We start from the raw sequence: 15,278 nt of genomic DNA on the forward strand, positions 1-15,278 counted from the left end.
ATGACCATGACCGAGCAGCAGACCACGATGACGCCCGAGCAGGCCGCGTGGTTCGCCGACACCTTCGAGAAGATCGTCTCCGCCGTCGGCGGCGCCGTGGTCGGCAAGGCCGGTGTCATCCGGCTCGTCGTCACGACGATGCTCAGCGGCGGGCACGTGCTCCTCGAGGACGTCCCCGGCACGGGCAAGACGCAGCTCGCGCGCTCGCTCGCCGCGGCGGTGCAGACGTCGAGCTCGCGCATCCAGTTCACCCCGGACCTGCTGCCCTCCGACGTCACCGGCGTGTCGATCCTCGACCCCAAGACCCAGCAGTTCGAGTTCCACAAGGGACCGATCTTCGCCTCGGTCGTCCTCGCCGACGAGATCAACCGCGCCTCGCCCAAGACGCAGTCCGCGCTCCTGGAGGTCATGGAGGAGGGCCGGGTGACCTTCGACGGCGTGGCCTACGAGGTGGGCCGCCCGTTCGTCGTGCTCGCCACCCAGAACCCGATCGAGCAGGCCGGGACCTACCGGCTGCCCGAGGCGCAGCTCGACCGCTTCCTCATGAAGACCTCGATCGGCTACCCGGACCACAACGCGACGGTGAGCATCCTCGCCGCCTCGGCCACCCGGGACCGCGCGGGCGGGGTCACGCCCGTCATCACGGGCGCGGCGGTCGTCGACATGATCGACCTCGCCGGCACCGTCCACGTCGACTCCGCCGTCCTGGAGTACGTCTCGCGGATCGTCGCCGAGACCCGCCGGACGGAGAACGTCACCGTCGGTGTCTCCGTCCGTGGCGCCATCTCGCTCATCCGCGCGGCGAAGACCTGGGCCGCCGCCCACGGGCGCAACTACGTCGTGCCCGACGACATCAAGGACCTCGCAGAGCCCGTCCTCTCCCACCGCATGGTGCTCGACGCCGAGGCGGAGTTCGAGGGGGCGACGGCCGCCGGCGCCATCCGCACCGTGCTCGCCGAGATCGCCCCGCCCACCCGCCGCGGCGGCGACCAGTAGCCCGTGACCGAGCCAGCCATCACCACCCGGGCCCGCAGCGCACTCTCCGACCGGATCGGGGAGACCAGCGCGCTGCGGAGCCTCGTCGAGCGCACCCGCGGCCCGCGTCTGGGCGTCGAGCGGGCCCTGCGCGCCGTCAGCGTCGCCGGCTGGGCCGTGCTCGCCGTCGGCCTCCTCGCCCTGGTCGCCGGGCGACGCCTGGGCTGGGTCGAGCTCGTCGTGCTCGGCGCCGCCCTCGTCACGACCTTCGTCGGGGCGCTCGCCTTCACCCTCGGGCGCCATCCCTACGACGTCACCCTCCGGCTCAGCGACCGGCGCGTCGTCGTCGGTGACCGGGCCATGGCCGGGGTGACCGTCCGCAACACCGCTCACCACCCGGTGCTGCCCGCCCGGGTCGAGCTGCCCGTGGGCGTGGCCCAGGTCGCCTTCCACCTGCCCGGCCTGGCCGGTGGTGAGGACCACGAGGAGATCTTCGCGATCCCCACGAGCCGCCGCAGCGTCATCCCCGTCGGCCCGGTGCGGACCGTGCGTGGCGACCCGCTCGGGCTCATGCGCCGCGGCGTCGCCTGGGGTGAGCCGCAGGACCTCTACGTCCACCCGCTCACCGTCCCGCTGAGCTCCTCCGCCGCGGGGTTCATCCACGACCTCGAGGGCCGGCCCACCCGGGAGGTCACGAGCGCCGACCTGTCCTTCCACGCGCTGCGCGAGTACGTGCCCGGTGACGACCGCCGCTACGTCCACTGGCGCACCTCCGCGCGCGCCGGAAAGCTCATGGTCCGCCAGTTCGAGGAGACCCGTCGCTCCCACCTCGTCGTCGGGATGTCGCGCAACGAGCGGGACTACGGCGACGACGAGGAGTTCGAGGTCGCCGTCTCCACGCTCGGCTCCCTGGCCCTCCAGGCGATGCGCGAGGAGAAGGACCTCACCACCCTCACCAGCCACGAGACGCTGCGGTCCGTCTCCGCGGGGCAGTACCTCGACGTCCTCACCCGCCTCGAGCACGGCGACGGCCCCGGCGGGGTGCTGTCCATGGCCCACAAGATCAGCCGGGAGGTCGAGCGCGCGTCGATGGTCGTGCTCGTGTGCGGCTCCACCGTGACCGCCGACCAGCTGCGCGCCGCCGGCGCGGTCCTGCCGATCGACGCGCGCGCCTTCGCCGTCCAGGTCGTCGCCGGCGCCGAGACCGCCGTCCACACCGTCGGCGTCGTCACCGTCCTCACCATCGGCGAGCTCTCCGAGCTGCGTCGCGGCTTCCGGAAGGCGGAGCACCGGTGAGCCCCTACCTCGCGCTGCTGCGCGCCCGCTGGGTCGACGTCCTCGTCCCCTTCGCCCTCGTCCTGCTCGCCCTCGTCCCGCTCCTGCCCGTCTTCGGCACCGGACGGCTCGTCGCCGCCGCCGTCGGGGGTGCGGTGCTCGGCACCCTCGTCGCCACGCTCGGCGCGTGGCGCCGGTGGGCGACCCTCACCGTCCTCGCCGCGCTCCTCGTGGCAGCCGTCCTCGGTTCGTCCCTGGGCGCCCCGACGACGGCGCTGGCCGGCGTCGTGCCCACGCCGCAGACCCTCGGCGCGGTCGGCAGCGGCGCGGTGACGTCGTGGAAGTCGGTCGTCACCCTCGCCCCGCCGCTGGGCGCCGTCGGCAACACGCTCACCGCGCCCTACCTCCTCGCGCTGCTCGCGACCGTCGTCGCGGTCACCGTGTCGCTGCGCACCCGCCGGCCCGCGTGGGCGCTCCTGGCCCCCGCGGTCGTCCTCGCGGTCTCGATCCTCCTCGGCACGGCGCGCGAGGTGCTCTCCGTCCCGCTCGGGCTCACCGGGGCGCTGGTCGGCCTGCTGTGGGCGACGTGGCGCACCGGCCGGCTGCAGCAGGGGCGGCCGGTGGCCGTCCTCGTGCTCGTCGCGGTCGCCGCCGTCGGCGGCACCGGCGCCGGCCTGCTCGCGCCCGGCGGCAACCACCGCCTCGTCCTGCGCGAGGTCATCGAGCCGCCGCTCGACCCGCACGACTACCCCAGCCCGCTCGCCGGCTTCCGCTCCTACCTCAAGGACCACCGCGAGGACACCGTCCTCACCGTCACCGGCCTGCCCGCCGGCGCCCCCGTCCGCCTCGCGACGATGGACGCCTACGACGGCACGACGTGGGCGGTGGCGGGCAGCGCCGACGGCAGCGGCGCCGGCTCGGGCACGTTCACCCGGATCGGCGAGCGCGTCGAGGCGACCGTGCCCGAGGACGCCGTCACCGTGGAGGTCGAGCTCGGGGAGTACGCCGGGGTGTGGCTGCCCAACGTCGGACGGACCTACGACGTCGAGTTCGCCGGGCCGGACGCCGTGGAGACCGCCCGCAACCTCTACTTCAACCGCACGTCGGGGACCGGCATCGTCACGACCGGGCTCCGGTCGGGGGACCGGTACTCGCTGGTCGCCACGCCCGTCATCGAGCCGCCGGTCAGCGCCCTGGAGGGCGCGCCGCTCGCCCGCGTGGACCAGCCCGAGCTCTCCGGCGTGCCGGAGATGGTCGTCGCCGAGGCCTCGGCGATGGTCGCCGCCGCCGAGACGCCGCTCGCGCGCGTCCAGGCACTCGTCGGCGGGCTGCAGGAGGGCTACTTCTCCCACGGTCTGGAGGGCGACGCGCCCTCCCTCGCCGGTCACGGCGCCGCGCGCCTCGCCCAGATGGTCACCGACGAGCTCATGATCGGTGACGAGGAGCAGTACGCCGCCCTCATGGGCCTGCTCGGCCGCGCGGTCGGGCTGCCCACCCGCGTGGTCATGGGATTCGCGCCGCAGGCCGTCGCGAGCACCGGGCCGGTGGAGATCACCGGCGACGACGTCACCGCGTGGGTCGAGGTCGCCTTCGAGGACCACGGCTGGGTGCCCTTCTACCCGACCCCCGACGAGGACCGGATCCCGCAGGTCGAGGAGCCCGAGCCGCAGGACCGCCCGCAGCCGCAGGTGCTCCAGCCGCCGCCGCCCGCCCAGGAGCCGCCCGAGGCACCGCCGATGGACCGTGACGAGGTCGACGCCGAGGAGGAGGACGTCCCTGAGGACGAGCCGCTGAGCTACACCCTCCTCATCGTGCTCGGGGTCGGCGGCTCGCTGCTCGTCCTCCTCCTGCCGGTCCTCCTCGTCCTCCTGCTCAAGCTGATCCGCCGTCGACGCCGCCGGACGCGGGGGAGCGGCTCGGGACGCGTGGCCGGCGGGTGGGCCGAGCTCGTCGACCGGGCCCGCGACCTCGGGGTGCCGGTCACCGCCGAGGCGACCCGCCGCGAGCAGGCCCGCGAGGTCGTGGAGAGCCTGGCCACGGGGCGCAGCACCCGCCGCCGCAGCCCGCGGCCGGTCGACGTCTCCGGGCTCGACACCACGACCCTCGCCGGCTACGCCGATGCCGGCGTCTTCGGTCCCGTCCTGCCCGACGAGACCGCCGTCTCCGGCTACTGGGACCACGTCGAGTCCACCGAGGGCCGCCTGCGCCGGGCCGTGGGCCGGCGCCGCTGGCTGCGCTCGCGGGTCTCCCTCACCTCACTGCGAAAGGGCCGCTAGGACATGCGGATCAAGCTCACGCTGCTGCGCACCGCCGCCGACCCCGCCGACCTCGCGGTCACGGTGGACGGCACGGCGACGGTCGCCGACCTCGCCCGCGCGATCGCGGAGACCGACCCGGTGCCGACGTTCCTGTCGGACCAGGAGCTGCGCGACCTCACGCTGCGCGTCCACGGCACGCCCGGCACCGACGACCGCTCCACGCGGCTGCTGCTGCCCGAGGACTCGGCCGCCGAGGCCGTCCGGTCCGGCTCCACGGTCTCCCTCGCGCAGGCCGCGGGCCGCTACGACGGGTCGGGGCAGGACCGTCCGGCCGCCGCGCGCCTCACCGTGCTCGACGGGCCCGACGCCGGCATGGAGGTCGCCCTGCCCGAGGGCACCTCGGTCATCGGGCGCGGGAAGGGCTGCGACGTCCGGCTCTCGGACCCGACGGTGTCCAAGGAGCACGCCCGGCTCGCCGTCACCGACATCATCGAGCTCGTCGACCTGCGCAGCGCCAACGGCCTGCTCATGGGCGACGGCCTCGTGCAGCGCGCCGCCCTCCTGCCCGAGGACACCGTGACGCTCGGCGACACGACCATCCGGGTCGTGCGGATCGCCGCCAGCCGGCACGCGGCGCCCGGGGCCGCGCACGTGGAGTTCAACCGCTCCCCGCGCCTGGCCCCCGTCTACGAGGGGGAGGAGCACGACGCCCCCAAGCCCCCCGAGCCGCCGAAGCCGGTCAAGCTGCCGATCGTCATGCTCGTCGTGCCGCTCATGATGGCCCCGGTGTTCCTCCTCGTCGGGCGCGGGCTCCTCGGCCTGGTGTTCATGGCGATGATGCCGCTCATGGTCGTCGGCAACTACATCGACAAGCGGGTGACCGGCAAGCGCGAGTACCGTGCCGCGATCGAGCAGTTCGGCCAGTCCGTCGACCTCATGCGCAGCGAGCTCACCATCGAGCGGGACCGGGAGCGGGCCACCCGCCTCGGGGAGTCCCCGGCGGTCCAGGACGTGCGGAGCTCGGCGCTCGCGCTCGAGCCGCTGCTGTGGACCCGGCGCCCGGAGCACGACGCCTACCTCGACCTGCGGCTGGGCCTGGGCACGCTGCCCTCGCGCACCCGGGTCAAGCTGCCCCAGCGCAACGACGCGCTGCCCGAGCACTGGGAGATGGTCTCCGCGATCCGGGCGGACTTCCGCGAGATCGACGGCGTCCCGGCCACGGTGCAGCTGCGGGAGAGCGGCGCGCTCGGGCTCGCCGGCCCGCGTGCCGTGCTCGACGACGCCGCCCGCGCCGTCGTCGCCCAGCTCGTCACCCTCCACTCGCCCGCCGAGCTCGTCCTCACGGTCGCGACGTCCGCGGCCAGCGCGGCCCGCTGGGAGTGGACCAAGTGGCTGCCGCACGTCGGGTCGGTGCACTCCCCGCTCGAGGGGGCGCACATCGGCTCCAACCAGGCCGGCGTCATCCAGCTCGTCGGCCGCATCGAGGGGCTGCTCGACGCCCGCCGCCGGACGCCGTCGATGAGCAACACCCTCCACCTGCCCACCGTCGTCCTGCTCGTCGAGGACGACGCCCCCATCGAGCGCGGACGGCTCGTCCGGATCGCCGAGGAGGGCCCGGCCGTCGGCATCCACGTCGTGTGGTGCGCCTCCGCCCAGGAGCGCCTCCCGGCCGTCTGCCGCACCTTCCTCACCGTGACGACGTCCACCGAGGGCGCCACCGCCGGGCACGTGCGCTCCGGCAGCGCCGTCCAGCCCCTCGTGTGCGACACGGTGAGCGCGGACCAGGCGCTCGCGCTGGCCACGCACCTGGCCGCCGTCGTCGACGCCGGCGCGCCGGTCGACGACGCCTCCGACCTGCCCGCGCGGGTCAGCTACCTCAGCCTGCTCGGCCCGGACACGGCCGAGGGCCCGGCCGCCACCCTGGAGCGCTGGCGCGAGAACGGCTCGCTGGTCCCGCGCGACGGCAGCCCGCCGCAGCGGCGCCGGCACGACGCCAACCTGCGCGCCCTCATCGGCCAGGCGGCGACCGAGCCGTTCACCCTCGACCTGCGCACCCAGGGCCCGCACGCCCTCGTGGGCGGCACGACCGGTGCCGGCAAGTCGGAGTTCCTCCAGTCCTGGGTGCTCGGCATGGCGGCCGCGCACAGCCCCGACCGGGTGACCTTCCTCTTCGTCGACTACAAGGGCGGCTCGGCCTTCGCCGACTGCGTCGACCTGCCGCACACGGTCGGCCTCGTCACCGACCTGTCCCCGCACCTCGTGCGCCGGGCGCTCACCTCGCTGCGCGCCGAGCTCCACTTCCGCGAGCACCTGCTCAACCGCAAGGGCGCCAAGGACCTCATCGCCCTCGAGCGCACCGGCGACCCCGAGTGCCCGCCGAGCCTCATCATCATCGTCGACGAGTTCGCGGCCCTCGCCACCGAGGTGCCCGAGTTCGTCGACGGCGTCGTCGACGTCGCGCAGCGCGGCCGCTCCCTCGGGCTGCACCTCGTCCTGGCCACCCAGCGCCCCGCCGGCGTCATCAAGGACAACCTGCGGGCCAACACCAACCTCCGGGTCGCGCTGCGGATGAACGACGAGTCCGACTCCAAGGACGTCCTCGGCCTGCCGGTCGCCGCGGGCTTCGACCCGGCGCTGCCGGGCCGCGGCGCGGCCCGCACCGGGCCCGGGCGGGTGACGATGTTCCAGACCGGCTACGCCGGTGGGCGCTCGAGCACCTCCCGGCCCAAGCCGCAGGTGCAGGTCGAGACGCTCGCGATGGGCACCGGGACGCGCTGGCTGCGCCCCGAGCGTCCGGAGGCCGAGCCCACCGGACCGGTCGACGAGGGCCCCACCGACATCCGCCGCGTCGTCGACGCGATCCGCGACGCCGCGCTCACCGCCCGGGTGCCCGAGCCGCGCAAGCCCTGGCTGCCGACGCTCGCCGACGTCCAGGACCTGTCCGCGCTCCACCCGCGCACCGACTCGGCGCTGCCGCTCGGCGTCGTGGACGACCCGGCCCACCAGCGTCAGGTCACCTCCTACTACCGGCCCGACGTCGACGGCAACATCGCCTTCTACGGGGCGAGCGGCTCGGGCAAGTCGACCGCGCTGCGCACGCTCGCGACGGCGGCGGGGATCACCCCCAAGGGAGGGCCGGTCCACGTCTACGGGCTGGACTTCTCCTCCGGCGGCCTCGCCGCGCTCGAGGCGCTGCCGCACGTCGGGGCGATCATCGACGGCGACGACGCCGAGCGCGTCCAGCGGCTCATGCGCCAGCTGCGCGAGACCGTCGAGGAACGCTCGGCGCGCTACGCCGAGGCCCGGGCGAGCACGATCGAGGAGTACCGGGAGATCGCCGGGCGACCGGACGAGCCGCGCATCCTCCTGCTCATCGACGGGTACGCCGCCTTCCGCAGCGAGTGGGAGTCGGTGTCCTCGCGGATGGCCTACTACCAGCTCTTCCTCCAGCTCCTCGTCGACGGACGCGGCGCCGGCGTCCACGTCGCCGTCACCGCCGACCGGCACGGGGCGATCCCGTCCTCGGTGGCCGGCAGCCTCAACCGCAAGGTCGTCATGCGACAGGTCGACGCCGGCGCCTACGCCATGCTCGGCGCCCCCAAGGACGTCCTGGACGAGTCCTCCCCGCCCGGGAGGGCGATCGCCGGCGGCCTGGAGATGCAGGTGGCCGTCCTCGGCGGCTCGACCAACCTCGCCGAGCAGGTCCGGGCGATCGAGAAGCTCGCCGGGACGCTGCGCCGCGCCGGCGTGCCCGAGGCGCCCGAGGTGCGCCGTCTGCCCGAGCTCGTCCCCGCGGACGCCATGCCCGCCCACCTCGGCGGGTTCCCGGTGGTCGGCGTCGCCGACGACACCCTCGAGCCGGTCGGCATCGAGGCGCTGGGAACCTTCCTCCTCGCGGGCCCGCCGCAGTCCGGTCGCAGCAACGCGCTGCACTGGCTGGTCACCTCGATCCGTCGCGCCCACCCCGAGGCCCGGTTCCTCTATTTCGGAGCCCGGCGCTCGGCGCTGCGCGGCCTGGACCTGTGGGAGCACGCCGCCACCGGGCCCGCAGAGGTCGCCGAGCTCGCCAAGGCGGTCGTCGGGGACCTCAAGGAGCCGCCGCCGGAGGGCCAGGTGGGCACCGTCGTCGTCATCGAGTCGCTCGCGGACTTCCTCACGACCCCGGCCGACGCGCCGCTCGTCGAGGTCATCAAGGCCGTCAAGCGCAACGAGCACCTCGTCATCGGCGAGGGGGACACGAGCACGTGGGGCGCCTCGTGGCCGCTCGTGTCCGAGATCCGCAACGGACGCCGTGGGCTGGCCCTGCAGCCCGACCAGCTCGAGGGGGACACGCTTTTCCGCACGTCCTTCCCGCGCGTCCAGCGCAAGGAGTTCCCGGTGGGCCGAGGCATGCTCGTGGACAAGGCGAAGGTACGCCGCGTCCAGCTGCCTCTCCTCGGCTGAGCCGGGGGTCCCCGGCGCGTGGAAAGTGCCGGGGGCCAGGGGAGATCTCCCCATGAGGAAGGCGCGACAACCCACCCGTCGTGCCGGTAGGAATGTCCTGTACGACCCCGCCGGTGGGCGGCGGGGTACCGACCTGAAGGAGACAGCTCCGTGGCTAACATCAACGTCACCTACGAGGAGATGCGCAGCGCCGCCACCTACCTGGTGGCAGGCAAGGACGAGGTCCAGATCAAGCTGGGCGAGCTCAAGACCTACATCGAGAACCTCGTGAACTCCGGCTTCGTGACCGACCAGGCCTCCGGGGCGTTCAACGAGACCTACTCGGACTTCACGACGAACGCCACCGAGGTCATCGAGAACCTCACCAACCTCAGCAACTACCTCACCGGTGCGGCTGACCAGATGCAGGCCACCGACGAGGCGCTCGCCGCCCAGGCGCGCGGCTGACCCACGACGTCTCCGCCGGGCACGGGCCACACGGTCCGTGCCCGGCGGTGTTCGTTCGTTCGCTTGACGACGAGAGGACTGCAACGGTGCGCGAGGCCCGGCTGGTACCCAGGGCGGCGGTGCCCTACCTGGTCGTGCCCGACCACAGCCACCACGCGGGGCTGGCCCACCTGAGGCGTGAGGCGCTCGACGTGCTCGCCGCCGGCTACCGGTCCTCGGGACGCACGCTCCTCGGGCTGCTCGCCTGGGTGCTCGGCACCGGGGGAGCGACGGTCCTGGCCGCCCTGCCCTGGTACGACGCCCCCGCCCTGCACACCGGCGTGCTCGCGGCCCTCGGCCTCCTGCTCGTCGCCGGTGCCGTGTGGCTGGCGGCAGCGGTCCTGCGCTCGGGCCGGCGGATCACCGACGCCGCCGCCCAGTGGCTGCGGGTCCCCGCCGCCGGGGCGACCGACTCCGACGCCTCCCTCCTCCTCGGCGTCGTGCGGTGGCGCGCCGTGCTCGCCGTCGCCGCGGCCGCCACGGCGGTCGCGCTCGCGGTCACCCTCGTCTACGTCCTCGCCCAGACCGGCACCCCGGCCGGCGCGAGCCTGACCACCGGCCCCTCCCTGGTGACCGCGGACACCGCCCGCGCGCTGCTCGTCGCGGCGCTCGCCGTCCTGTCCCTCGCCACGGCCGGCGCCGCCGTCGGCACGATGGCCGGGGTGCGGACGGTGGCCGAGGCGGCGTGGCGGCGCCCGACCGTCGCCGCCCCGCAGCCGGCGCCGGCGCCGCCGGGGACGTTCGCGCCGCGGCCCACGGTCGACGGGCCGCCGACCGTCGCCCTCGACCTGTCCGCGCTGCGCGCCCCGGCCGCCGAGCCCGCCGACGCCCGGACCCCGGCGCCGACCGCGCTGGAGGTCGAGGTCCTGCTCCCGGGCGGACAGGTCCTGCGCGCGGGCACCACCCTCGTCGGCCGGCGCCCGTCGGCCCGACCCGACGACGTCGTCGACGACGTCGTCGTCCTCAGCGACCAGACCGTCACCAAGACCCACGCGGCGATCACCGTCGAGGGCGGGACCGTGCGGGTCGTGGACCGCGCGTCCACCAACGGGACGCTGCTCGAGGCCCCGGACGGCTCGCTCGAGCGCTGCCGCGCGTGGCAGGCCACTACCGTCCACGCCCCCGCCGTCATCCACCTCGGCCGCACCCGGCTCTACGTCCGCCCGGCCGCCGCCCGCCGCCCGCTCGAGGTCGCCTGATGCTCCTCACCCCTGCCTCCGCCCGCCCCTGGCTCGGGCCGGACACGCGCAACCGCCCGTGGCCCGGCCACGGCGCGATGATGATCCGCCGCCGGGAGGCGCTGACCGCGCTGGGCGCCGCCTACGGCTCGTGGGCCCGGTTCGCGCTCGGCGCGCTCGCCTGGGCGCTCGGCGTCGTCGGTGCGGTGCTCGCCGCGGACGTCGCCGCGGGCGGCACGACGCGGGCCGCCGGCACCGGGCTGCTCGTCCTGGCGACCGTCCTCGGCGGCGCCGTGGTCGCCACCGGCTCCGCCCTGGCCCGCGCGACCGCCGGCTGGCTCACGCTGGCGACGGCCGTCGGCGCCGACGGCGGGCGGGTCGACGCCAAGCCCGGGCCCGAGACCGCGCGCCTCCACGAGGAGGCCGTGGCCGCCGACCGCGCCGTCGGCCGCGGGGAGCTGTGGCGCCTGCCGCTGCTCCCGCGGACGCTCGCCGCCGTGCTGCTGTCCGGCGCCGGCGCCGTCCTCGTCGTCCAGGCCGTCCTCGGGTACGCCGAGGCGTCCACCCCCTACGCCGCCGACGACGTGCGCGGCGCCTGGCTCGCCCGGGTGCTCACCGCCGTCGTGTGCCTGCTCGTCGCGGCGCTCACGGCGAGCGGCCTGCGCCGGGTCCACCGCGCGAGGATGCACAACGTCGCCCACGACGAGCCCGCCTCCGCGCCCGCGCCGACGCTCACCCCCGCGCTCGGCAGCGGCGCGATCGTCGTCGGCGGCACGCACCCGGCACCCGGCAGCGTCGCCGGACCGCCGGCCTGGGCGTCCTCGGCGCCGTCCGCGGACGCGTCGCCGGCAGTGCCCCCGCCGCCGCCCGCGCCGGTGGCGTCCCCCGCGCCGCCGCCCGCGGACACGGTGCCCCCCGCCGATGTCACCGTCCCGGGCCCGCCCGTGCAGCCCCCGCCCGCACCCGGCCCGCGGCCGACGGTCCCGGCGGCCACGACCACGCCACGGGTGCGCCTGTCCGACGGCCGTGAGCTCGCCCCCGGCACCACCCTCGTCGGCCGCGCCCCCGCCCCGAAGGCCGGCGAGCACGCCGACGCGCTCCTCGCCGTCGCCGACGAGCGGGTCTCCAAGACCCACCTCACGGTGCACGTGGAGGGCGGCGCCGTCGTCGTCGTGGACCGCGCGTCGACCAACGGGACCGTCGTCCACGCCCCCGACGGCACCAGCCGCCCGCTGACTGCCGGGGAGCCCGCCGAGCTGACCGACGGCGACGTCGTCGTGCTCGGCTCGACCACCCTCACCGTCGGCGAGCCCGCCGACGTCGAGCACACCGTCCTGCGCTCGGACCCCAGGTGATGGGGACCCCTCCCCATGCCGAAGCCGCGACACCGCGCCGCACCCTGCGATAGAACGTTGACCAGCGACTTCCCCCGAGGAGAGGACCCACCCGATGGGCGACATCGTCATCGACGATGACTACCTGACGACGACCATGACCGACCTGCGCGGCCTGAGCACCGAGCTCGGCGACCTGTGCGGCCGGCTCAAGGGGCTCGACGGCCTCGTCGTCGGCGCAGCACCGGTCTTCGACGAGCTCTACGAGTTCGCCGAGCAGTGGTCCAACGCCGCCGACGAGCTCGCCGAGGAGGCCACCGGCGCCGCGGACTACGTCCAGGGCGTGCTGGTCGTCTTCGAGGACGCCGACTTCCGGCTCGCCGAGCAGCTGGTCAACCGGGCGCAGGAGGGGCGGGGCTGATGGGCAACTACGTCACGACCGCCATGCGGCCCCACCCGACCATCGGCTACGACCCGTGCCCCGGCTCGCCGGAGGGCACCCGTGCGCTCGCCGGCCAGATCCGGGAGTTCGCCTGGAAGATCGAGGACCTCTCCGCCTTCCTCCAGGGTGCGCGCAGCGACATCGACTACGGCGGATGGGTCGGGGAGAGCCGCCTGGCCTTCCAGGAGTCGATGGTCGAGTTCCCGCCCAAGCTCGAGGAGTTCAGGGGTGCCCTGGAGTCCGTCCACGGCGCGCTCGACGGCTGGGCCGACGACCTCGAGTCCTTCCAGTCCCGCAGCCTCGAGCTCGACACCCAGCTGAGCGAGGCCCAGCAGGCGGTCTCCACCGCCGCCGGGGCCCTGGAGGGCTGGGAGGACACCGGCGACAACCGCGACGAGCTGCTCGGCCTGCAGGACGACCAGCTCGCCGCCTCGAACCTCCTGGGTGACGCCCAGGCGGCCGTGAAGAACCTCGAGGACGAGTACCGCGAGCGGGCCGAGCACTACGGCGACATCATCAACGGCGCCGGCGACCGCTCGTGGGACCGTTCCTTCTGGGACCGGCTCGGCGACGTCGCCGACTGGATCGAGGACTCCTGGATCGGGGACGTCGCCCGCGCGATCGCGCCGGTGGCGGACTGGCTGAGCAACTGGGGCGGCATCGCCTCGGCCGTGCTCACCGTCGTCGGGGTCATCTGCCTCGCCATCCCGCCCGCGTGGCCCGCCGTGCCCTTCCTCTTCGGCGGTGCCGCGATCACCGGCACGATCGCCACGGCCGGCGACGTCGTGCTGGCCAGCGGGGGGCAGGGTGACTGGGGGACCGTCGGGCTCGGGCTCGTCACCATCGGCATCGGCAAGGGCGTCACGGCCGCCGGTGCCCGGATCATGAAGATCTACCGCGACTCCGGTCGCGCCGACCAGCTCGTCCGCGTGAGCACCCGCTCGGGCAGCTACGAGTACGTGCCCACGATGTTCACCGCCCGCGAGATGCACGACTCCGAGCTCGTGTGGCAGCTCGTCCGCTACAAGGGCACGCAGGCGGAGTGGGCGCTCACCGGGTACTCGATCTACCAGAGCAACCAGCCGGACGGGGCCGCCGGTTCCGTCTCCGTGGGGTTCGCCGGGCACGAGTCGACCAACCCGTGGGACCTGCCGCCCAACGCGGCCTACCTCGAGGACCGGGACGGGGCGCTGGTCAAGTGAGGGTCCGTCCGCAGGTCCTGGACGTCGAGGCGCTGCCGCTCACGTCGGTGGCCGAGTTCCGCGACGCCGCGCGCCCGCTGCTCCACGACAACCTCGCCGGCGTCGTCGCCATGCGCCTCTACCTCACGTGGGCGGCGCTCGCGGCGGGGCTGTGCATCCTCGCGTTCGGGCTGTTCGGCCTGACGATCGACCCGATGGCGTGGACCGCGGTGGCCGCGGGTCTGCTCGTCACCGGCCTCGTCGTGTGGCGCCTGCGCCGGCAGTTCGGCCGGGCCGCCGACGTCCGCCGGCGCCTCGACGCGCTCAGCCGCGAGGTGGACGCCCGCGCGGCACGCGGGGAGATCCCGGTCTCCCCGGCGGGACGGTCCCAGCCCGTCCCGCCGCCGCCCCACGAGCGGGCCGGCTCGTGGACCTGACGACGAGGGCGGGGGAGTGGGAGGTCCTCCTCACCGCGCCCGCCGACGTCGGTGACTTCGGGCTCCACCAGGACGCCGACGTCGCCGCAGCCGCGTTCCGCCGGCAGTTCGCCCGCGCGTTCGCCGGCACACCCGTGGCGGAGCACGGCGCGGCCGCCGAGGCCCAGTTCCGCCAGGCCCGCGAGCTCCTCGTCGGCCGTCCGGTGCTGTGGAGCGGCTTCCTCATGCTCATGACCCCGGCGGCAGCCGGGACGCCGGTCGAGGGGGTGGTCGACGGCGAGGCCGGCGACAGCCCGGAGGAGCTCGCCCGGCTGCGGGCGCTCGCCGAGGTCCCCGCCGTGTTCGTGATCCAGCTCAGCGTCCAGGTCGGGCGCCTCGCGCCGCACGTGCCCGGCGCGCCGATGTCACAGGCCGCCTCCCTCGCCCGCGCCCTGCGCGGACGGTACGGGCAGGAGGCCGGGGTCCACCAGGTGCGCTACGGCACGGTGGACGGCGTCGCGACGGTCCGCACCGTCGAGCACGAGGTCGCCGGGACCGGCACCTTCGCCGCGGACTCCCCGCCCGTCGAGCACCTGCTCGCCGAGGTCTCCCTCCTCTTCCCCGCGGAGGAGGCGCTCGTCACCGTCACCGCCGCCGCCACCCACGGCGCGGCGCTGCAGGACGCCGTCCTGCTCGCCGGGAGCATCGCGGGCGGGGTCCGGCTGAGGGCCGCCGGCGGCTCGGGCGAGGAGCCCGCCGAGCGGGACGCGTCGTCCGAGGTGCCCGTTGCCGTGCCGGTTGCCGTGCCGGTTGCCCCGTCGCCCGAGGCCGCGGCGCCGACCCGCCTGGGAGCGCTCCTGCCCTGGGGCGGGTGGGCGCCCGCCGGACGCACCCTGCTGGGACGCGCCCCGCGCGGTTCGGCGGACCACGTCCTCACGCTGGACGACGAGTCGGTCTCGCGCACCCACGTCGCGCTCGACGTCACGGACGGCGCGGTGGCGGCGACGGACCTCGGCTCGACCAACGGCACCGTCGTGCGCCGCCGGGACGGCGAACTCGAGCGTCTCGTCCCCGGGGTGCGGGCGGAGCTCGGCGAGGGCGACGAGCTCAACCTGGGCGCGTTCGTCATCCAGGTCGCGGGCAGGTGAGGGGACGCGCGTCGGACGGCTCGGCCACCCGCCCCGGGCGGTGCGCTAGAGTCTGCCGGGTGCACGCACGGAGCCTTCTCCTTCGCTGCCGCGGCGAGGCCCACTAGCGGCCGGCCCCTCGTCGCGGTGTCCCTCTCGCCCG

At 75.3% G+C, this 15,278-nt stretch carries 11 protein-coding genes; all 11 read left to right on the plus strand.

What is annotated here, in order from left to right:
- Positions 1–996 carry an AAA family ATPase gene (locus FE251_RS05615; RefSeq protein ID WP_168202659.1) on the plus strand — a complete coding sequence of 332 codons (996 nt, stop codon included), beginning with the start codon at positions 1–3 and terminating at the stop codon, positions 994–996.
- Positions 997–999: 3 nt separating this feature from the next.
- Positions 1,000–2,271, plus strand: a complete 1,272-nt coding sequence (locus FE251_RS05620) for a DUF58 domain-containing protein (RefSeq protein ID WP_139072011.1) — start codon at positions 1,000–1,002, stop codon at positions 2,269–2,271.
- Positions 2,268–4,526 carry a transglutaminase-like domain-containing protein gene (locus FE251_RS05625; RefSeq protein WP_139948213.1) on the plus strand — a complete coding sequence of 753 codons (2,259 nt, stop codon included), beginning with the start codon at positions 2,268–2,270 and terminating at the stop codon, positions 4,524–4,526. Before FE251_RS05620 ends, FE251_RS05625 begins: the two co-directional genes overlap by 4 nt.
- A 3-nt stretch (positions 4,527–4,529) precedes the next feature.
- Complete coding sequence (locus tag FE251_RS05630; RefSeq protein ID WP_139948214.1) at positions 4,530–8,951, plus strand: FtsK/SpoIIIE domain-containing protein; 4,422 nt, start codon at positions 4,530–4,532, stop codon at positions 8,949–8,951.
- Positions 8,952–9,101: 150 nt separating this feature from the next.
- Positions 9,102–9,398 (plus strand): WXG100 family type VII secretion target, encoded by a 297-nt coding sequence (locus FE251_RS05635; protein WP_139072014.1) that lies wholly within the window; start codon positions 9,102–9,104, stop codon positions 9,396–9,398.
- Between the two features lie 119 nt (positions 9,399–9,517).
- Entirely contained in the window at positions 9,518–10,636 is a 1,119-nt protein-coding gene (locus tag FE251_RS05640; RefSeq protein ID WP_139948215.1) for an FHA domain-containing protein, read from the plus strand.
- A complete protein-coding gene (locus tag FE251_RS05645; RefSeq protein WP_139948216.1) occupies positions 10,636–11,970 on the plus strand; it encodes an FHA domain-containing protein in 1,335 nt (444 codons plus the stop codon). The genes FE251_RS05640 and FE251_RS05645 overlap by 1 nt, the downstream gene beginning before the upstream one ends.
- A 94-nt stretch (positions 11,971–12,064) precedes the next feature.
- Positions 12,065–12,370, plus strand: a complete 306-nt coding sequence (locus tag FE251_RS05650; RefSeq protein WP_139073199.1) for a hypothetical protein — start codon at positions 12,065–12,067, stop codon at positions 12,368–12,370.
- Complete coding sequence (locus FE251_RS05655; protein WP_139073200.1) at positions 12,370–13,593, plus strand: WXG100 family type VII secretion target; 1,224 nt, start codon at positions 12,370–12,372, stop codon at positions 13,591–13,593. The genes FE251_RS05650 and FE251_RS05655 overlap by 1 nt, the downstream gene beginning before the upstream one ends.
- Positions 13,590–14,009 carry a hypothetical protein gene (locus FE251_RS05660; RefSeq protein ID WP_139073201.1) on the plus strand — a complete coding sequence of 140 codons (420 nt, stop codon included), beginning with the start codon at positions 13,590–13,592 and terminating at the stop codon, positions 14,007–14,009. The genes FE251_RS05655 and FE251_RS05660 overlap by 4 nt, the downstream gene beginning before the upstream one ends.
- Complete coding sequence (locus FE251_RS05665) at positions 14,000–15,136, plus strand: FHA domain-containing protein (protein ID WP_139948217.1); 1,137 nt, start codon at positions 14,000–14,002, stop codon at positions 15,134–15,136. Before FE251_RS05660 ends, FE251_RS05665 begins: the two co-directional genes overlap by 10 nt.
- Positions 15,137–15,278 lie beyond the last annotated feature (142 nt).

Source organism: Georgenia wutianyii (assembly GCF_006349365.1).
In the GTDB taxonomy this organism is placed as follows: domain Bacteria; phylum Actinomycetota; class Actinomycetes; order Actinomycetales; family Actinomycetaceae; genus Oceanitalea; species Oceanitalea wutianyii.